The organism is Streptosporangium sandarakinum (genome assembly GCF_013409935.1).
GTDB lineage: Bacteria > Actinomycetota > Actinomycetes > Streptosporangiales > Streptosporangiaceae > Streptosporangium > Streptosporangium nondiastaticum.
In genome coordinates this window covers 2,548,802-2,566,465 of sequence record NZ_JACCCO010000001.1, presented here as the reverse complement: position 1 = coordinate 2,566,465, position 17,664 = coordinate 2,548,802, and the positions used below count along the sequence as shown (strand labels likewise).

Annotated in this window: 17 protein-coding genes; 11 read left to right on the top strand and 6 right to left on the bottom strand. The window is 73.2% G+C overall.

Going from position 1 to position 17,664, the window contains the following annotated elements; genetic code table 11:
• Positions 1 to 3 precede the first annotated feature (3 nt).
• From HDA43_RS11260 to coaA, 6 genes are all read right to left on the bottom strand, one after another.
• On the bottom strand, positions 4 to 720 hold the full coding sequence (locus tag HDA43_RS11260; RefSeq protein ID WP_179819662.1) for an ABC transporter permease: 717 nt from the start codon (positions 718 to 720) through the stop codon (positions 4 to 6).
• Positions 720 to 1,634, bottom strand: coding sequence for an ABC transporter ATP-binding protein (locus HDA43_RS11255; protein WP_179819661.1), 915 nt, complete (start codon positions 1,632 to 1,634; stop codon positions 720 to 722). Before HDA43_RS11255 ends, HDA43_RS11260 begins: the two co-directional genes overlap by 1 nt.
• Positions 1,631 to 2,680 (bottom strand): ABC transporter permease, encoded by a 1,050-nt coding sequence (locus HDA43_RS11250; RefSeq protein ID WP_246423955.1) that lies wholly within the window; start codon positions 2,678 to 2,680, stop codon positions 1,631 to 1,633. The genes HDA43_RS11255 and HDA43_RS11250 overlap by 4 nt, the downstream gene beginning before the upstream one ends.
• A complete protein-coding gene (locus HDA43_RS11245; RefSeq protein WP_179819660.1) occupies positions 2,673 to 3,578 on the bottom strand; it encodes an ABC transporter ATP-binding protein in 906 nt (301 codons plus the stop codon). Before HDA43_RS11245 ends, HDA43_RS11250 begins: the two co-directional genes overlap by 8 nt.
• A gap of 201 nt (positions 3,579 to 3,779) precedes the next feature.
• On the bottom strand, positions 3,780 to 4,769 hold the full coding sequence (locus HDA43_RS11240) for a DUF389 domain-containing protein (RefSeq protein WP_179819659.1): 990 nt from the start codon (positions 4,767 to 4,769) through the stop codon (positions 3,780 to 3,782).
• A gap of 17 nt (positions 4,770 to 4,786) precedes the next feature.
• The gene (gene coaA / locus HDA43_RS11235; protein WP_179819658.1) at positions 4,787 to 5,719 is read right to left on the bottom strand and encodes a type I pantothenate kinase; all 933 of its coding nucleotides are present in this window, start codon (positions 5,717 to 5,719) and stop codon (positions 4,787 to 4,789) included.
• Between the two features lie 165 nt (positions 5,720 to 5,884).
• Between coaA and glmS the strand changes: the two genes are divergently transcribed.
• From glmS to HDA43_RS11180, 11 genes are all read left to right on the top strand, one after another.
• Entirely contained in the window at positions 5,885 to 7,729 is a 1,845-nt protein-coding gene (gene glmS / locus HDA43_RS11230) for a glutamine--fructose-6-phosphate transaminase (isomerizing) (RefSeq protein WP_179819657.1), read from the top strand.
• A 98-nt stretch (positions 7,730 to 7,827) separates the two neighbouring features.
• Positions 7,828 to 8,178, top strand: a complete 351-nt coding sequence (locus HDA43_RS11225) for a holo-ACP synthase (RefSeq protein WP_179819656.1) — start codon at positions 7,828 to 7,830, stop codon at positions 8,176 to 8,178.
• 190 nt (positions 8,179 to 8,368) lie between these two features.
• The gene (locus HDA43_RS11220) at positions 8,369 to 10,003 is read left to right on the top strand and encodes an NAD(P)H-hydrate dehydratase (RefSeq protein WP_179819655.1); all 1,635 of its coding nucleotides are present in this window, start codon (positions 8,369 to 8,371) and stop codon (positions 10,001 to 10,003) included.
• Positions 10,000 to 11,127 carry an alanine racemase gene (gene alr, locus HDA43_RS11215; RefSeq protein WP_179819654.1) on the top strand — a complete coding sequence of 376 codons (1,128 nt, stop codon included), beginning with the start codon at positions 10,000 to 10,002 and terminating at the stop codon, positions 11,125 to 11,127. The genes HDA43_RS11220 and alr overlap by 4 nt, the downstream gene beginning before the upstream one ends.
• Positions 11,128 to 11,147: 20 nt before the next feature.
• Positions 11,148 to 12,290: an alpha/beta fold hydrolase gene (locus HDA43_RS11210; protein WP_179819653.1), complete on the top strand. Its 1,143-nt coding sequence runs from the start codon at positions 11,148 to 11,150 to the stop codon at positions 12,288 to 12,290.
• An 84-nt stretch (positions 12,291 to 12,374) separates the two neighbouring features.
• On the top strand, positions 12,375 to 12,791 hold the full coding sequence (gene tsaE / locus HDA43_RS11205; RefSeq protein ID WP_218912107.1) for a tRNA (adenosine(37)-N6)-threonylcarbamoyltransferase complex ATPase subunit type 1 TsaE: 417 nt from the start codon (positions 12,375 to 12,377) through the stop codon (positions 12,789 to 12,791).
• A 204-nt stretch (positions 12,792 to 12,995) separates the two neighbouring features.
• The gene (locus HDA43_RS11200; protein ID WP_179819651.1) at positions 12,996 to 13,646 is read left to right on the top strand and encodes a hypothetical protein; all 651 of its coding nucleotides are present in this window, start codon (positions 12,996 to 12,998) and stop codon (positions 13,644 to 13,646) included.
• A 6-nt stretch (positions 13,647 to 13,652) separates the two neighbouring features.
• Positions 13,653 to 14,219, top strand: a complete 567-nt coding sequence (locus tag HDA43_RS11195; RefSeq protein WP_179819650.1) for a class F sortase — start codon at positions 13,653 to 13,655, stop codon at positions 14,217 to 14,219.
• A 184-nt stretch (positions 14,220 to 14,403) separates the two neighbouring features.
• Positions 14,404 to 15,387 carry an ABC transporter ATP-binding protein gene (locus tag HDA43_RS11190; protein ID WP_179819649.1) on the top strand — a complete coding sequence of 328 codons (984 nt, stop codon included), beginning with the start codon at positions 14,404 to 14,406 and terminating at the stop codon, positions 15,385 to 15,387.
• Positions 15,384 to 16,172: an ABC transporter permease gene (locus HDA43_RS11185; protein ID WP_179819648.1), complete on the top strand. Its 789-nt coding sequence runs from the start codon at positions 15,384 to 15,386 to the stop codon at positions 16,170 to 16,172. Before HDA43_RS11190 ends, HDA43_RS11185 begins: the two co-directional genes overlap by 4 nt.
• The gene (locus tag HDA43_RS11180) at positions 16,169 to 17,662 is read left to right on the top strand and encodes a YcaO-like family protein (RefSeq protein WP_218911683.1); all 1,494 of its coding nucleotides are present in this window, start codon (positions 16,169 to 16,171) and stop codon (positions 17,660 to 17,662) included. The genes HDA43_RS11185 and HDA43_RS11180 overlap by 4 nt, the downstream gene beginning before the upstream one ends.
• Positions 17,663 to 17,664: the final 2 nt, after the last annotated feature.

The window sequence follows — 17,664 nt, the reverse complement described above, 5'->3', positions numbered from 1 at the left end:
GAACTACTCGTCGCCGGTGAGGGAGAAGCCTCGCAGGCGGTGGCCGGCCCAGACGATCGCGCCGATGGTGACGACCAGCAGGGCGACGGCGGCGAAGCCGATCGTGATCCCGGTGGACAGGAACGCCGAGGACGACACCTGGTCGGCGACGGTCTGGGCCCACTGCTGGATGGAGAACCTGCGGGCGCCCGGCACGAAGTTGCCGACCACGCCCTCCCACACCAGGGCGTAGGCGATGCCGATCGTGACCGCGTGCCGGGTGATGATGCCCAGCAGCATGAACACCGCCGCGTACGCGACGCCCCCGGCCAGGGCGCCGGCGGCGAAGCCGTACGCGATGCCGGACTCGGAGCCGACCAGCAGGTAGGACGCGGCGAAGGTCGGGACGGCGCCGAACAGGGCGAGCAGGGAGGCGGCGACGACGAACTTCGTCCGCGCGATGACCGGCCGGGAGATCGGCTTGGACAGCAGGTGGACGACCGTGCCGTCCTCGATCTCCGGGGCGATCACCCCGGTGCCCGCGATCAGGCCGAGCAGCGGCAGCATCGTGCCGATGGCGAAGGTCTGCATGAGCGTGACCGCCGCCTGCTCACCGGCCTCGCCGATCCACCGCAGCAGCACGGCCAGGCCGAGGAGCACCAGTGGGAGCAGGACGAGCAGCCAGATCCTTCTGCGGCCGAGCAGCGCGCGGTAGGAGATCCCGGCGATGACACCGTTCATCAGCTGCTCCTGTCGATCAGGTAGGAGAAGACGCTTTCGAGGTCCTCGTCGGCCGGGGAGACCTGCGTGATCCGCACCCCGGCGTCCCTGGCGACCCTGGGCAGCAGCCGGGTGAACCGCCGGAAGTCGACGGCCTGCACCTCCAGGCCCTGGCCGGTGAGGGAGACCGCGCTGGAGGAGGGGTCGGCGACCAGGGCCGACGCCAGGCGGCGGTCGTCGCTGGAGCGGATCCGGAACACGTGGGGCCGGTCGGTCATCCTGCGGCGGATCTCGCGGAAGTCGCCGGAGGCGGCGTGCCGGCCGGCGACCATGACCTCGATGTGCTGGGCGACGCGCTCGACCTCCTCCAGGATGTGCGAGCTGAACAGGATGGTCTTGCCGGCCGCCCCCATGCCGGTGACCAGGTCCATCAGGTGCATGCGCTGGCGCGGGTCCATGCCGTTGAACGGCTCGTCGAGCAGGAGGACCTGCGGGTCGTGGACGAGGGCGGCGGCGACCTTGATCCGCTGCCGCATCCCCTTGGAGTAGGTCTCGATCCTGCGGTCCCTGGCGGGTTCCATCTCGACCAGGGCGATCGCCTTGCGGGCGGCGTCCTCGGGGTCGGGGAGGCGGTGCAGCCGCGCCCCGGACAGCACGAACTGCCAGCCGGTGAGGAAGCCGTAGGCGGCCTCGCGCTCGGGGACCAGGCCGATGGAGCGGTAGATCTGGTGGTTGCGCCAGATCTTCGTCCCGTCGAGGGTCACGGTTCCGCTGGACGGGGCGAGGAACCCGGCCATCATGTGCAGGAGCGTCGACTTGCCGGCGCCGTTGGGGCCGAGCAGGCCGGTGACGCCGGGGCCGATGGTCATGGTGACGTCGTTGACGGCGACGACGTTGCCGTACCAGCGGGAGACCTGGGCCAGTTCGATCCTCATCGCGAGGCCGCCTTCCGGTAACGCAGGATCAGGGCGGTCACGGACAGGGCGATCAGCGCGACCACGGCCAGGATCGTCACGACGACGCCGGCGCCCGCCGGGTAGGTGGTGGGGCCCGAGGCCTTCGCGCCGAGGAGGCCCACCTGGACCGCGGCGTCCACGAGGAAGAACGGGTTGATCACCCACGCCCACGCGGCGGCGGTGTAGTCGTTCACCGACTCCAGCATCGCCGCGAGCGCGCCCGAGACCGCCGAGGTGAGCAGGTAGAACGCGATGACCGCGGCGACGCCCAGGCCGCGCCGGGGGGTGAAGGAGGCGATCGCCACCCCCAGGCAGGACAGCGTCACCGCGAGGACGACCGCCCCGGCGAGGGCGGTGAGATAGTCGGAGGTGTGGGCCGGGCCGGGCGGGTCGATGACCAGTTCGCCGACGAACAGCACGGTGAGCGGGACGGCCAGGACCAGGAACATCGCCGCGGTCATCGCCGCGACCTTGGCGCCGACGTAGTCGAGGAGCCGCACCGGCCGCGACAGGTAGAGGGGCAGCACCCGGAAGCGCAGGTCGGGCGCGACGGTGTACGGCGACTGCGCGGCGAGGAAGATGGCGAGCACGACCTGCATGGTGACCGCGTAACCGGTGTAGGAGATGATCGGGTCCCGCTTGATCAGCGCCATGACCCCGATGGAGACGACCGTCGGGAACATCATGATCGTCGCGAGCGCGAACGGGATGATCTTCGAGCGGGCCGGGCGGCCCAGCCCGAACACCCCGCGCAGGGTGTGCAGGGTCAGCGCCCCGGCGGCGTGGGCGCGGCCCAGCCGTACACCGTCGTAGTGGCGGTAGCCGATGTCGTGGATGACCCCCGCGGGGGCCGCGGAAGGCGCGCCGGAGGGCGCTGGAGGCGTCTCGGGCACGGCGGTCCTCTCACGGGTGCGGCCGGGGCCCGCCGGGGGCCCGGCCGGACGGCTGGGCGTGTCGAAGCCGTTCCGGTCGTCCGGCAGGTCGGGTGTGCCGGGCCGGTCCCGGTCGTCCGGCAGGTCAGGCATCGGCGGGCTCCCGGAAGACGTCCTCGATGCGCTGGCGGCCCTGCTCCATGCGGACGAGGTGGAGGTCGAGGTCGCAGACGGCGTCGCGGAGCGTGTCGAAGGTCTCCGGCGTACGGATGTCCACCAGGAGCGTCCGGCCGTGCGGGGTGACGGTCTCGCCCAGCTCGGTGAGCCGGGCGGCCAGGGCGTCGCGGCCCTCCTCCACCTCCACCACGACGGTCCGGGTGGTCTGCGTGAAGTCGGAGATGGGGGAGGAGCGCAGCAGTCTGCCGCCGTCGATCACGATGACGTGGTCGCAGATCCGCTCCAGCTCGCCCAGCAGGTGGGAGGTGACGAGCACGCTGATGCCGAACTCGGTGCCGATCCTGCGGATCAGCGCCAGCATCTCGTCGCGGCCCTGGGGGTCGAGCCCGTTGGTGGGTTCGTCCAGGAAGACCAGCCGGGGGTCGTGCGCCAGGGCCTGGGCGAGCTTGACCCGCTGCTTCATGCCGGTGGAGTAGCCGCCCATGGCGCGGTAGCGCTCCTCGTACAGGCCGACGTGGCGCAGCACGTCGGCGGCGCGTTCGCGGGCCGCGGTGCGCGGCAGGCCGGCCATCTGGCCCATGTGGACGGTGAACTCCGTGGCCGACAGGTCGGGGGGCAGGCAGTCGTGCTCGGGCATGTACCCGACGGCACCGCGGATCTCGGCGCCCCGGGTCGTCACGTCCATGCCCAGCACCTCGGCCCGGCCGGCCGAGGGCGCGAGCAGGCCCAGCAGGATCTTGATCAGCGTCGATTTGCCCGCGCCGTTCGCGCCGACCAGGCCGGTCACGCCGGGGCCGACGTCGACGGTGAGCCCGTCGAGCGCCGTCACCCGGGGAAATCGTCTGGTGAGTCCCTCGGTGGCGAGGATAGTCATACCCGGACACTATCCACCGGCCGCGCCGGGAGCCTCCGCCGTGCGGACGAATCCGCCTCGGCCGAAAGGTCGGTCCGGTCCGGTCCGCCCGCCTTCCGCCGGGTTTCGCTTCCGTCCGTACGGCTTCCGCCCGGTTCCGCTTTGCGCCCGGTTCGGGCTCCCGTCCGTACGGCTTCCGCCCGATGGTCGCGGTGCCCGCCCCTACCGGCCGCCCCGCCGGAGCCCCGGCCCTCCGCCGCGCTCCAGGCCGCGCGGCCCGCGCGCGGGGAACCGTACGCCGAACCGCTCCCAGTAGGCCCGCTGGACGACCAGGGTGACCGTGCCGGAGATGACCATGCCGGCGATGTTCACCGCGAGCTGGGTGACCGAGCCCGCCACGTCGGCCCAGCGGCCGAGGGCGACGGCGACGGCGAGGTATCCGGCGGCGGGCACGGTGGTGACCGAGATGAAGACGCCCACCAGGGCCGAGGACTTGCCTGCGGTGACGGACAACACCCCGGCCGCCCCGGCCAGCAGGGCCACGACGAACGACCAGCGGTCGGGCTTGACGATGAACTCGATCTCCTCGTGCCCGCGCAGCGTGCCGGTGTCGATCCAACCCAGCGCGCGGAAGGCCAGCGCGCAGGCGAGCGTGACCGCTATGGCGACCGCGAACCCGGCGAGGAGCGTGCGCAGGGCGCGGACGATCAGGTGCCGGTCGCCCCTGAGCAGGCCGAAGCAGACGGCCGCGACCGCGCCGAACTCCGGGCCGAGCACCATCGCGCCGACGATCAGGATCGGCGAGTTCACGATCACGCCGACCGCCGCGATCTGTGTGGCGATCACCAGGAACGCCAGGAAGGCCCAGCTCAGCTCGGTGTCGTCCTCGACCCGCTGGGCGAGCTCGTCCCAGATCACCGCGTCGTCGCCGTGGCCGGGCGCCTCCTCCTCCGCGCGGGTGGCCACCTCGGAGACCGACAGGTCGACCCGTTCGCCCGCGATGGACCCGAGGGTGTCCAGGTCAAGGTCGCGCAGGCAGTCGATCATCTCGCTGGCGGCCTCGCGGGCGATGTCGAACTCCACGAGGTCGCCCTTGGGAGAGCGGGCCGCGCCGTGCAGCACGACGACGTTGGCCACGCCGACGGCGCCGTCGAGCAGGCCGAGGACCTCGTCCGTCCGCCCGGACGGGCTGATCACGCGGAGATGCAGCACGCGACTCCCCCTACCCGTCAGATGCGGCGCAGTCCCACCCGGCGGACGGAATGGTCGGCGCCCTTGTGCAGCACCAGGTCGGCCCGGCCCCGGGTGGGGGCGATGTTCTCGACGAGGTTGCGTTCGTTGATGTCGCGCCAGACGTTCCTGGCGAACTCGGTCGCCTCATGATCCGACAACTCGGCCAGGTGCCGGAAGTAGGAACGCGGGTCCTCGAAGGCGGTACGGCGCAGCTTGTGGAAGCGGTCGAGGTACCAGTTCCGGACGTGCTCGACTTTCGCGTCCACGTAGATGGAGAAGTCGAAGTAGTCGTTGACCGCGAGGGCGGCGGGCGGGGCGGGCTGCAGCACGTTGAGCCCCTCGACGATGAGGATGTCGGGCCGGCGGACGGTCTGCGTCGCGCCGGGGACGATGTCGTACTCCAGGTGGCTGTAGACCGGGGCGGTCACCTCGGGCCGGCCGGCCTTGACGTCGGCGACGAACCTGACCAGGGCCCGCCGGTCGTAGCTCTCCGGGAAGCCCTTGCGGTGCGTGATGTCCCGGGCGGCGAGGACCGCGTTCGGGTACAGGAAGCTGTCGGTGGTGATCAGGTCCACCCGGGGGTGCTCGGGCCAGCGGGCCAGCAGGGTGTGCAGCAGCCGGGCGGTGGTGGACTTGCCGACGGCGACGCTGCCGGCGATGCCCAGGACGTACGGCGCGGGCCCGGCGCCCGTCCCGAGGAAGGTGCTGACCGCCGCGCCGCGCTGCCTGCCCCCGGTGAAGTGCAGGTTGAGCAGCCGGGTGAGCGGCAGGTAGATGTCGGTGACCTCGGCCAGGTCGATCGGGTCGTCGACGCCGCGCAGCCCCTTCAGCTCGTCCTCGGTAAGCGTCAGCGGCGTGTTCCTGCGGAGTCCGCTCCACTGCTCGCGGCTCAGCTCCACGTACGGAGTCGCCTCCCACCCGTTGGTCATAGCCAGCAAGCGTACTGATCGGTCAGGTGCCGCTCCGCGCGGGTCCGGGCATGCTCAGCTCCGCTCAGGGCAAGGTTCTGCCCGATGGCGGGCAGGATTCTTGGTTTCTCTCGGGGGTTCTCCATAGGCTCGTCGGTCGATCTCACAGGAAGAGGGAGGTTGGATATGTGCGGAATAGTGGGATATGTCGGTCACCGGTCGGCGGTCGAGGTCGCCGTCGAGGGTCTGGGCCGGCTGGAGTACCGGGGCTATGACTCCTCCGGCGTCGCGCTGGTCGGCCCCGGCGGGGAACTGGCCGTGGAGAAGCGGGCCGGAAAGCTGGCCAACCTGCGCTCGGCGCTGATGTCGCGGTCCCTCCCCGAGGCGACGGTCGGCATCGGGCACACCCGCTGGGCGACCCACGGCGCGCCGACCGACCGCAACGCCCACCCGCACACCGACTGCCGCTCCAGGATCGCGGTGATCCACAACGGCATCATCGAGAACTTCGCCGAGCTCCGGGCCGAGCTGGAGGACGACGGGCACAAGCTGCTGTCGGAGACCGACACCGAGGTGGTGGCGCACCTGCTGGAGCGGCACGCCGCCGACGGGCTGGCCGAGGCGATGCGCCGGGTGTGCCGGAGGCTGGAGGGGGCGTTCACGCTGCTGGCCGTGTCCGCCGACGAGCCCGACGTGGTGGTGGGCGCCCGCCGCAACTCGCCGCTGGTGGTCGGGCGGGGCGAGGGGGAGAGCTTCCTCGGCTCGGACGTGTCCGCGTTCATCGCCTACACCCGCGAGGCCGTCGAGCTGGGTCAGGACCAGGTGGTCGAGCTGCGCGGCCCGGGGATCACGGTCACCGACTTCCACGGCGCCCCGGCCGAGACGCGTGACTACCACGTCGGCTGGGACGCCTCCGCCGCCGAGAAGGGCGGCTACGACCACTTCATGCTCAAGGAGATCGCCGAGCAGCCGCGGGCGGTCGCCGACACGCTGCTCGGCAGGATCGGCTCCGACGGGCTGCTCACCCTGGACGAGATGCGGCTGTCGGACCAGGAGCTGCGGGACGTCAGCAAGATCATCGTGGTCGCGTGCGGCACCTCCTACCACGCCGGCCTCATCGCCAAGTACGCCATCGAGCACTGGGCCCGCGTCCCGTGCGAGGTCGAGCTGGCCAGCGAGTTCCGCTACCGCGACCCCATCCTCAACCGCGACACGCTCGTCATCGTGATCAGCCAGTCAGGCGAGACCATGGACACGCTGATGGCCGTACGGCACGCCCGCGAGCAGCGGTCGCGGGTGCTGGCCATCTGCAACGTCAACGGCTCCACGATCCCGCGCGAGTCCGACGCCGTCCTCTACACGCACGCCGGCCCGGAGATCGCCGTCGCCTCCACCAAGGCGTTCCTCACCCAGCTCGTCGCCTGCTACCTCGTGGCCCTCTACATCGCCCAGGTCCGCGGGGTGAAGTTCGGCGACGAGATCACCCAGATCCTGGACCGGCTGGCCGGGATGCCCGCCAAGGTGGAGGAGGTGCTGGCGACCATGGAGCCGGTCCGCGCGCTGGCCCGCTCACTGGCCGACGAGCGGTGCGTGCTCTTCCTCGGCCGGCACGTGGGCTTCCCCGTCGCCCTCGAAGGGGCGCTGAAGCTCAAGGAGCTGGCCTACATGCACGCCGAGGGGTTCGCGGCCGGGGAGCTGAAGCACGGCCCGATCGCGCTGATCGACCGGGGCCTGCCCGTCGTGGTGGTGGTCCCCTCCCCGTCGGGTCAGCGCGTCATCCACGACAAGATCGTGTCCAACATCCAGGAGATCCGGGCGCGCGGGGCCAGGACCATCGTCATCGCCGAGGAGGGGGACACCGCGGTGGAGCCCTACGCCGACACGCTGATCCGCGTCCCCGCCGTGGAGACCCTGCTCCAGCCGCTGGTGGCCGCGGTGCCGCTGCAGGTCTTCGCCTGCGAACTGGCCACCGCCAAGGGCCATGACGTCGACCAGCCCCGCAACCTGGCCAAGTCGGTCACCGTGGAGTAGCCCTTTTCATGATGCCGCCGCCCGCCCCCGCCCGCCCCGGGCGGGGCGACGCGGTGACGCGGCGGCCGGGAGACGGGTACGGACGGTAGCCTGAGGCGGTGATCGTGGGCATCGGGGTGGACGTCGTGGACATCGCCCGGCTCGAAAAAGCGCTGGCGCGGACGCCCGCCCTGCGGGAGCGGGTGTTCACCGAGGCCGAGCGGGACCTGCCGACGCCCTCCCTGGCCGCGCGGTTCGCGGCCAAGGAGGCGGTGGCCAAGGCGCTCGGCGCCCCGCCGGGGCTGGACCACCTGGAGGCCGAGGTGCGCCGCGGCGCGCACGGCCGCCCGGAACTGCACGTCAGCGGCCGGGTCGCCGAGGTCGCGGAACAACTGGGCGTGGGGCGCTGGCACCTCTCGCTGACCCACGACGGGGGCGTGGCCATCGCCTACGTGATCGCCGAGGCCTGACCGCGGCCGGCCGGCCGGCCGGCGGGCCGGCCGTACGGCGCGGCGGCGCGGGGCGGGAACGCCGCGGACCGCAGGGCCGCGTGGGCGGAACGGACGCGGCGGGACACGGGGCCGGGTGACGGCGGGCCGGCCGTACGGCGGGTCGTGCCGGAGCATGCGCCGGAGATCGCCGCGGGATAGCGTCGGAGCCATGCTGACCGCGTACACCTCCGATCAGATAAGGGCCGCCGAGGCGGCGCTCATGGCGAAGCTGCCCGAGGGGACGCTCATGGAGCGGGCCGCCGCGGGCCTCGCGGTCGTCTGCGCCGGAGCCCTCGGGAGGGTGTACGGCTCCCGCGTCGTGGTGCTGGCCGGCGGCGGCGACAACGGCGGCGACGCCCTGTACGCCGGGGCGCGGCTCGCCGCCAGGGGCGCCCGGGTGCACGCCGTGCTGGCCGGGGCGCGGGCCCACGAGGGCGGGCTCGCGGCCCTGCGGCGGGCCGGGGGCCGGGTGACGGACCTCGGCGGCGCGGCCGGGGAGGCCCCGGCGGCCCCGGCGGGCGGTGGGACGGCGGACCCCGCGCGGGACTCCGCGGCGGACTCCACGACGGACCCCGCGCGGGGGTCCGGGAAGGGCTCCGTGCGGGGTCCGGCGAAGGGCCCGGCGGTGGGCGCCGGGGTGCGGCGCCTCCTCGACGGAGCCGACCTCGTGGTGGACGGGCTGGTGGGGATCGGCGGGACGGGCGCGCTGCGCGAGCCGTACGCGACCCTGGCCCGGCTGGCCGCCGAGGGGCCCGCGACGGTGGTCGCGGTGGACGTGCCGAGCGGGGTGGACGCGAGCACCGGGCGGGTCGACGGGCCGGCGGTCCGGGCGGACGTCACCGTCACGTCCGGGGCCCGCAAGATCGGCCTGCTCACCGACCCGGGCGCGGCCCGCGCCGGCCGGGTGGAGCTGGTGGACATCGGGCTGGGACCGTACCTCCCCGACCCCGGGGCGTCGGCGCTCACCGACGCCGACGTGGCGCTGATGCTGCCTCGGCCGGGGGTGGAGTCCGACAAGTACCGCCGGGGGGTCGTGGGCGTCGCGGCCGGAAGCCACCGCTACACCGGCGCGGCGGTGCTGGCCGTGGGCGGGGCGGTGCGGGCCGGGGCGGGCATGGTCCGCTACGCGGGCCCCGCCGAGCCGGTGGCCCAGGTACGGGCGCGCTGGCCCGAGGTCGTCATCACCCCGCTCGAACCGGGCGAGGGTGTCGGCGAGGTGGGGCGGGTGCAGGCGTGGGTGCTCGGGCCCGGCCTGGGCACCGGCCCGGAGGCGCTCGCCGTCGCCCGCTCGGTGCTGGCGAGCGACGTCCCGGTGCTGGTGGACGCCGACGGCCTGACGCTGGTCGCCGAGAACCGGTCGCTGCTGCGCCGCTCCGCGCCGGTGCTGATCACCCCGCACGCGGGCGAGCTGTCGCGGCTGCTGGACGTGCCGCGGTCGCGGATCGAGGCCCGCCGGGTGGAGTACGCGCGGCGGGCCGCGGACGAGCTGGGCGTGACGACCCTGCTGAAGGGCTCGACCACCGTGGTCGCCGAGGACGAGCGTCCGGTCAGGATCAACCTCACCGGCAGCTCGTGGCTGGCCACCGCGGGCACCGGCGACGTGCTGGCCGGGGTCGCGGGCGCGCTGCTGGCCGCCGGGCTGGGACCGTACGACGCGGCCTCCTGCGCGGCGTACCTGCACGGGCTGGCCGGGCGGAACGGGCCGGTCTCGGCGTGGGACGTCCTTTCGGGCGTCCCGGGGGCGGCCAGGGAGGTCATGGACCGGCTCGGGGAGGACGACAGAGCTGCCAAACTGGAAAGATGAATTTCCCGACGACGCCCGCCGAGGCGCGGGTGGACCTCTCCGCGATCCGGGACAACGTCGCCCTGCTGGCCGGCCGGGCCCCCGGGGCGGAGGTCATGGCCGTGGTCAAGGCCGACGGTTACGGGCACGGCATGGCCGCCAGCGCGCTGGCCGCGCTGGAGGGCGGGGCCGCCCGGCTGGGCACCGCCCAGATCCGCGAGGCCCTCGCACTGCGCGACGCCGGCGTCACCGCGCCGGTCCTGGCGTGGATCATCACGCCCGGGGAGCCGCTGGACGAGGCGGTCGGCCGGGACGTGGAGCTGTCGGCGGCGGTCCCCGGCCTGGTGGACCGGATCGCCGAGGCGGCGGTCCGCGCCGGCCGGGTCGCCCGGGTGCACCTGAAGATCGACACCGGTCTGTCGCGTGGCGGCGCGGCGTTCGGCGACTGGCCCGCGCTGCTCGACCGGGCCCTGGCCCGTCAGGCCGAGGGGACGATCGAGATCGTCGGGATCTGGTCGCACCTCGCCTGCGCCGACGATCCGGGGCACCCGTCGGTCGAGTCCCAGCTCGCCGTCTTCGACGACGCGCTGGCCCTGGCGGAGAAGGCGGGCGCCGCGGGGTCCCACGTGATCCGGCACATCGCCAACTCGGCGGCGACGCTGACGCTGCCGCAGGCGCGCTACGACATGGTCCGCCCCGGCATCGCGGTCTACGGCCTGAGCCCGGTGCCCGGGCTCGGGGATTTCGGTCTCCGCCCGGCGATGACCCTGACCGCGCGGATCGCGCTGACCAAGCGGGTTCCGGCCGGAACCGGGGTGTCCTACGGACACCTTTATGTCACGGATCGCGAGACCACGCTTGGACTGGTACCCCTCGGGTATGCGGACGGCGTTCTGCGATATGCGACAAATCGGGCGGAGGTGATGGCGGGTGGGCGACGCCGCCGCATCGCCGGACGGGTCTGCATGGACCAGTTCATGATCGACGTGGGGGACGACCCGCTGGCCGAGGGCGACGAGGTGATCCTGTTCGGCGATGGCTCGCGCGGCGAGCCGACCGCCCAGGAATGGGCGGATTCCCTCGGCACGATCTCGTATGAGATCGTGACCCGGATCGGTTCGCGGGTCCCGCGCGTTCACCGGTGAGAGGCACGTCAGGGGGTCGTATGAGCACTGCCACACGGCGAAGGGTGGGGGTCGCCGGCGCGCTCGTCGGCGCCGCGTCCGCCGGGGTGGCCGCCGCGGCCTTCGCCAAGCGCTACGCCATCGGCCGCATCAGGCTCCGGCCCGACCTGGAGGCCGGCGAGCCGTTCGGCGAGCTGCGCGGACGGTCCGCCGCGGTCACCGCCTCCGACGGCCTCGTCCTGCACGCCGAGGTCGACGGCCCCGAGGACGCCCCGCTGACCGTGGTGCTCTGTCACGGCTACACCCTCAACCTCGACTCCTGGCACTACCAGCGGCGCGACCTGCTCGACTCCTACCGGATGGTGCTGTGGGACCAGCGCTCCCACGGACGCTCGCCGCGCGCGCCGGTCGACGACCACGGCTCCCTCATCGACCGGCTGGGCGAGGACCTCGCCGAAGTGATCGAAGAGCTGGTGCCCGGCCCGTGCGTGCTGGTGGGCCACTCCATGGGCGGCATGACGATCATGGCGCTGGCCGACCGCCATCCCGAGCTGTTCGAGGAGAAGATCAGGGGGGTCGCGCTGATCTCCACCTCCGCCGGCAGGCTGGGCGAGGTCTCCCTGGGACTGCCCGCCCTGCTGGCCAGGGTCGTGCACACGGTCACGCCGGGCACGGTCTCGCTGCTGGGCCGCCGGGGCGCGCTGGTGGACCGCGGCCGGGAGGCGGCCAACGACCTGGCCTTCCTGATGCTGCGCCACCTGGGCTTCGGCGACGCCACCAACGTCAGCCCCACGGTGGTGGACTTCGTCGAGTCGATGATCCGCTCCACCCCGTTCGAGGTGATCGCCGACTTCTACCCGGCGCTGATGGCCCACGACAAGCTGGCCGCCCTGGGAGTGCTGGACGACGTGCCGACCTCCATCATCGTGGGGGACAAGGACTGGCTGACGCCGGTGGACCACAGCAAGGCCATGGCGGCTGCGCTGCCCCGCGCCCAGTTCACCGAGGTTCCCGACAGCTCGCACCTGGTCCAGCTCGAACGGCCTACCGTGGTCAACGACGCACTGCGCGACCTGATCAAGCGGGCCCTCGCCGACGAGGCCGCCGCCAACGCCGCCGAGGCCGACAGGACCGCCGAGGCCGGCGGCGACGGCGGCGACGGTGCCGGGGGCCCGCGCGGGTGACCGGGCCACCGGGCGCGGTCCGCAGGACGCGACCATCGCAGGGGAGTTGATCGAGAAGTGAGAATCGCGGCGACCGCCGAGGAGATGCGGGAGCTCGGCAGGGAGCTGGCCGGGCTGCTGCGCCCGGGCGACCTGGCGGTGCTGTCCGGGCCGCTGGGCGCGGGCAAGACGACCCTGGTCCAGGGGATCGCGGACGGGCTCAAGGTGCGCGGCCCCATCACCTCGCCGACCTTCGTCATCGCCCGGGTGCACCCCTCGCTGTCCGGGGGCCCGGCGCTCGTGCACGTGGACGCCTACCGGCTGGGCGGCGACCTGGAGGTCGACGACCTCGATCTCGACGCCTCGCTGGAGGAGTCGGTGACGGTCGTGGAGTGGGGTGAGGGCCTGGTCGAGGGCCTGGCCGAGGACCGGCTGGAGATCTCCATCGAGCGCGGCGAGACCGGCGAGGAGCGTGCCGTACGGCTGCGCGGGGTCGGCGCCCGGTGGGAGGGCGTCGTCTGACGGAACCTCGCGCGTCCGCTCCGCGTCCCAGTTGGTATGGATCAATGATTGTCCCAAGCGGGTTTGCCCTTGTTTTAAGGGGAACAGGTGCAGTGGTGCCGGGCGAGGGTCGTCGGCCGGAGTGGGAAGTGGAGTGCGACGGTGCCAAGCGTCAAGCATGCCGCGGTTCTGGGGGCCACTCTGGGCGGCCTCACTCTTCTCGGGGTGACCGGATGCACGGCCGAGGCGGACTCGGGGTCGGGGGCGACCACCTCGCCCGCGGCGTCGCAGACGTCCGTCAGCAGGGGTGACATCGAGGTCCAGCTCCAGCCTGCCCGGGTGAAGGCCGGGCAGAAGGTGTGGATCCTGGCCAACTGCCCGATCCCCCAGGGCGGACCCGAGCACCGCGGCACCGGGTCGTCCCGGATCTTCCGCACCGCGGTGACCCTCGACCCGATCCTGGTCACGCCCAGTCCCGCCCCCTCGTCGAGCGCCGCGCCGACCGCGCGGCCGTGGGTCCGGGGCCAGGCCACCGTGGCCCCCGGCACCGCGGCCGGCGTCTACGAGGTCAACGCCCGGTGCGAGGGCACCAACGACACCGGCAAGGCGAGCCTCCGGGTGGTGGGCGACGCCAAGCCCAGCGCCAAGCCCACCGCGGAACCCAGCGAGGAGGCGTCCGACGAGCCGACCCGCAAGCCGAAGCCCCGGCCGACCCGGACCGTCATCAGCACCCGCGCGCCCTCCACCGGCGGCGGCGGCACCGCGGCCGGTGGCCCGGAGGACGACGGCACGCCGCTCGGGGTGCCCGGGGTGCTGCTGGCCGCCGCCCTGCTGGGCGGCACGGGGGTCGTGATCGCCCGGCGTCGCCGCCCGTAACCGCCGATGGCCGCCCCCACCCGCTGGTCACGCGTCATCACCGCCGGAATCGTCACCGGCTTCGTCATGGTGCTCTTCCACCGGGGCGCCGACGTGGACGTCCCGGACATCCGCGACACGGTGGTGCCCGAACGCGTGGAGATCCCCTCGCTGGGCATCAAGGCGCCCCTGATGAAGCTCGGGGTCAAGAACGGCGAGGTCGAGCTCCCGCCGTACGACAAGCCGAACGCGGCGGGCTGGGTCAAGGACACCGCGGTGCCCGGCGACGAGGGCCCCGCGGTGATCCTCGGGCACGTGGACACCAAGACCGACCCCGCGGTCTTCTACCGGCTCAAGGACATCCGCGAGGGGCAGGTCGTCAAGGTCAGGCGCAGCGACGGCGAGGTCGCCCAGTACCGGGTGGACTCCGTCGAACGGGTGAGCAAGGACCGTTTCCCGGCCGACAAGGTCTACCTCCAGGACGGCCTGCGGCTGATCACCTGCGGCGGGGACTTCGACTGGGACAGCCACGAGTACCGCGACAACGTCATCGTCTACGCCACCCTCGTCAAACCGGCCGACCCCAGGACCTGACCCCGGGAGCGGCCGAGGGCGCCCGGCCGTCCGCCGTACGGGAGACGGCCGGGCGCGTCGGCCGGCATCGGCGGAAACGACGGGGAAGCCGGTGAAAACGGCGGGAAAATCGCCGTGAAATCAGCCGCTCCTACTCTCACAGCCAGAGATCAAGCAAACGGTCCCGGCAGTGGGAGAGAACGGCATGACAATGCTCGACAGCGGGACACGTGCCGAGCGCACGGAGTCACCCGCGAGTCCAGACCAGGAAACCGCGATAACGATCGACGGCCTGGTGAAGGCCTACGGTGCCCACCTCGCCGTCGGTGGCCTGAACCTGACCGTGCCCGCCGGGGAGGTCTTCGGCCTGCTCGGCCCCAACGGCGCGGGCAAGACGACCACGGTGGAGTGCCTGGTCGGCCTCAGGGAGCCGACCGAGGGCCGGATCAGGGTGCTCGGCCTCGACCCGCTGCGCGACCGGGCGGAGTTCGTCCGGCGGGTGAGCGTTCAGCCCCAGGAGGGGGCGCTCTTCGCCACGCTGACCGTGACGGAGACCCTGCGGCTGTGGGCGTCCCTGCACGCCGCGCCCCGCACCGTGGCCGGCACGCTCCGGCGCATCGGGCTGGAGGAGCAGGCCGGGACGCGCGTCAAGGCCCTCTCCGGAGGCCAGCGCCGCCGGCTCCTGCTCGGTGTCGCGGTGATCGCCAACCCCGAGGTGCTCGTCCTCGACGAGCCCGCGGCCGGGCTCGACCCGCAGGCCCGCCAGCAGCTGTGGGAGCTGATCAGGGCCGAGCGCGCCGAGGGCACCACGGTCCTGCTCACCACGCACGACATGACGGAGGCCACCGAGCTCTGCGACCGCGTCGGCATCGTCGTCGGCGGCCGGATGGTCGCCCTGGGCACCCCCCGTGAGCTGGTCCACCGGCTGGGCGCGGCCCACGAGGTGTCCTTCGAGACCGGCGCCGACCTGGCCGCCGTCTCGGCGCTGGAGTGCGTCACCGGCGTCTCGGCGGAGGGCGGACGGGTGACGGTCACCACCTCCGACACCGACGAGGTCGTCCGCGTCGTCGCCGGGCTCGACGCCCGGCACATCGAGGTCCGCACCGGCCACCTGGAGGACGTCTTCCTGCGGCTGGCGGCCGGGCACCACGAGAGCGCCCCCGCCGGGCGGAACGGGGGCGGGCGATGACGGCCGTCACCCCGCCCGCGGCCGGAGGCCGGCCCGGCGCCTTCGCGGAGCTGACCCGGGCCAGCGCCCGCGAGCTGGTCAGGGACCCGAAGAGCTTCTTCTTCGTCCTGGTCTTCCCCCTGCTGTTCATGGCGATGTTCCTGTTCATGGGCACGCTCAACCCCTCGGAGGGCGGCGGCTTCGACCCCGTCCGGTCGGGCATCCCCGCGGTGCTGATGATGGCGTTCATGTCGCTGGCCTTCTTCGGCACCGCCACCCCGCTGATCATGATGCGACAGCAGGGCACGCTGCGCATGCTCGGCACCACGCCGCTGCGCCGGACGACCTTCATCCTGGCCCAGGCGCCCGTCCGGCTGGTCATCGCGCTCGCCCAGCTCGCCGTACTGTCGGCCGCCGCCCTGGCCACGGGTTTCCTGCAGCCGTCGGCGATCGGCAGGCTCCTGGTCACCTGCGCGCTGGGTTTGGTCATGCTCTTCGCGGCCGGCTACCTGGTGGCGGCGCGGATGCGCAACGCGGAGCTGGCCAACGGCGTGCTGGCGCTGGCCATGCCGGTGCTGCTGATGCTCTCGGGGGTCTTCCTGCCCATGGAGATCCTGCCGGAGGCGGTGCGCACCGTGGCCGGGCACCTGCCGACCACCTACTTCGCCGACGCGCTGCGTCAGGACCTGACCGGGGTGGCCGGGGGATCGGTGGTCACGAGCTGGCTGGTGATGGCCGGGGTGGCGCTCGTCGCCGCCGCCGGGGCCGTCTCCCTGTTCAGCTGGACGGACGGTGAGAAGCGATGAGCGCCACCGGAACCGAGACGAAGGGCACCGCCGCACCCGAGGTGACGAGCGCCACCGGAACCGAGACGAAGGGCACCGCCGCACCCGAGGTGACGAGCGCCGCCGGAACCGAAGCGAAGGGCACCGCCGCACCCGAGGTGACGAGCGCCGCCGGCCCCGAGGCGGCCCCCGCCGCCGAGCCCCTGGGCGCGCTGGCCGAGCTGGACCGCCTGATGGGCCCGTACGGCCTCGCCAGCCGCGTGCGGCGGCTCCCCAACCACCCCGGCGAACCCCGGTTCGCGATCTTCACCGCCTCCATGGGCGACCTGACCGCGGTCTCGCCGAACATCGCCGAGTCCGCCGCGGGCTCCGACATCCGCGGCGGCATGGACGGCGCGGGCGGCGGCCTCGGCACCGAGCGCGCCGGCCGGCTCTGCGTCGCCGAGTCGCTGGAGCGCTACTCCAGCTGCGTCTTCGACGAGGCGGCCCTGCGCTGGGCCACCGCGGAGGAGCTCGGCGACGAGGCGCTCGACCTGGGTACGGTGCCACGCTGCTCCCCCCGGGAGCTGGCCCACCCCAAGAGCATCGTCACCACCCCCGACCCGGCCGGACCGATGCGCTGGACCAGGGGCTGGTCGCTGACCGGGAACCGGCCGGTGTGGGTGCCGGCGGTGATGGTGTGGATGCACATCCGGGCCAAGTCCGCCGCCGAGCGGCTCACGATGCCCATCTCGACCGGCTGCGCGGCCCACTCCGACCTCGCCCCGGCGCTGGTGGGGGCGATCTGCGAGGTGGTGGAGCGGGACGCGATCGCCCTGACCTGGCTGCAGCGCATCCCCTGGCCGCGCATCGAGCTGGACGAGATCCCCGGGCGGCTGGCGCCGTACGTGGAGCGGCACCGGGCCGGGCACGTGCGGACGCACTTCTACGACGCGACCACCGACCTCGGCGTCCCGACGGTCTACTCCATCGACCTGACGCCGGACAACGAGGTCCTGGGCCAGCTCGTGATGTGCAACACCGACCTGGACCCGGCCGTCTCGATCGGGAAGATCATGCGGGAGTCGGCGTCGTCGCGGATCGCCATGCAGGTGCCCCGGCCCCGGCCGGCCGATCCCGACGAGTTCCTGCACGTCTTCCACGGCGCCTCCTACATGGGCGCGCCCGAGCGGGCCGGCGACTTCGCCTTCCTGCTGGACGGCCGGGAACGCCGGCCGCTGTCGGCCATGCCGGACCTGTCCACCGGGACCGCCGCGGGCGACCTGCGCCTGCTGGTCGAGCGGCTCGGCGCGGCCGGCTGCGACGTGATCGCCGTCGAGATCACCACGGACGAGGCCAGGGACGTCGGCTTCCGGGTGGTCCGGGTGATCATCCCGCAGCTCATGCCGCTCTCCTTCGTCCACACGGCCCGCTACACCGCGCATCCCCGCCTGTACGAGGCCCCGGCCCGGATGGGTTACCCGGTGCACGCCGAGGCCGACCTCAACCCGCTGCCCCAGCCGTTCGCCTGACG

Coding starts and splice junctions, on each gene's coding strand:
- coaA (WP_179819658.1), bottom strand. CDS start 5,719: ATGACCAACGGGTGGGAGGCGACTCCGTACGTGGAGCTGAGCCGCGAG.
- HDA43_RS11195 (WP_179819650.1), top strand. CDS start 13,653: ATGGCCGCCCCCACCCGCTGGTCACGCGTCATCACCGCCGGAATCGTC.
- HDA43_RS11260 (WP_179819662.1), bottom strand. CDS start 720: ATGAACGGTGTCATCGCCGGGATCTCCTACCGCGCGCTGCTCGGCCGC.
- HDA43_RS11255 (WP_179819661.1), bottom strand. CDS start 1,634: ATGAGGATCGAACTGGCCCAGGTCTCCCGCTGGTACGGCAACGTCGTC.
- HDA43_RS11210 (WP_179819653.1), top strand. CDS start 11,148: ATGAGCACTGCCACACGGCGAAGGGTGGGGGTCGCCGGCGCGCTCGTC.
- HDA43_RS11220 (WP_179819655.1), top strand. CDS start 8,369: ATGCTGACCGCGTACACCTCCGATCAGATAAGGGCCGCCGAGGCGGCG.
- HDA43_RS11180 (WP_218911683.1), top strand. CDS start 16,169: ATGAGCGCCACCGGAACCGAGACGAAGGGCACCGCCGCACCCGAGGTG.
- HDA43_RS11185 (WP_179819648.1), top strand. CDS start 15,384: ATGACGGCCGTCACCCCGCCCGCGGCCGGAGGCCGGCCCGGCGCCTTC.
- alr (WP_179819654.1), top strand. CDS start 10,000: ATGAATTTCCCGACGACGCCCGCCGAGGCGCGGGTGGACCTCTCCGCG.
- HDA43_RS11190 (WP_179819649.1), top strand. CDS start 14,404: ATGACAATGCTCGACAGCGGGACACGTGCCGAGCGCACGGAGTCACCC.
- tsaE (WP_218912107.1), top strand. CDS start 12,375: ATGCGGGAGCTCGGCAGGGAGCTGGCCGGGCTGCTGCGCCCGGGCGAC.
- glmS (WP_179819657.1), top strand. CDS start 5,885: ATGTGCGGAATAGTGGGATATGTCGGTCACCGGTCGGCGGTCGAGGTC.
- HDA43_RS11250 (WP_246423955.1), bottom strand. CDS start 2,680: ATGCCTGACCTGCCGGACGACCGGGACCGGCCCGGCACACCCGACCTG.
- HDA43_RS11245 (WP_179819660.1), bottom strand. CDS start 3,578: ATGACTATCCTCGCCACCGAGGGACTCACCAGACGATTTCCCCGGGTG.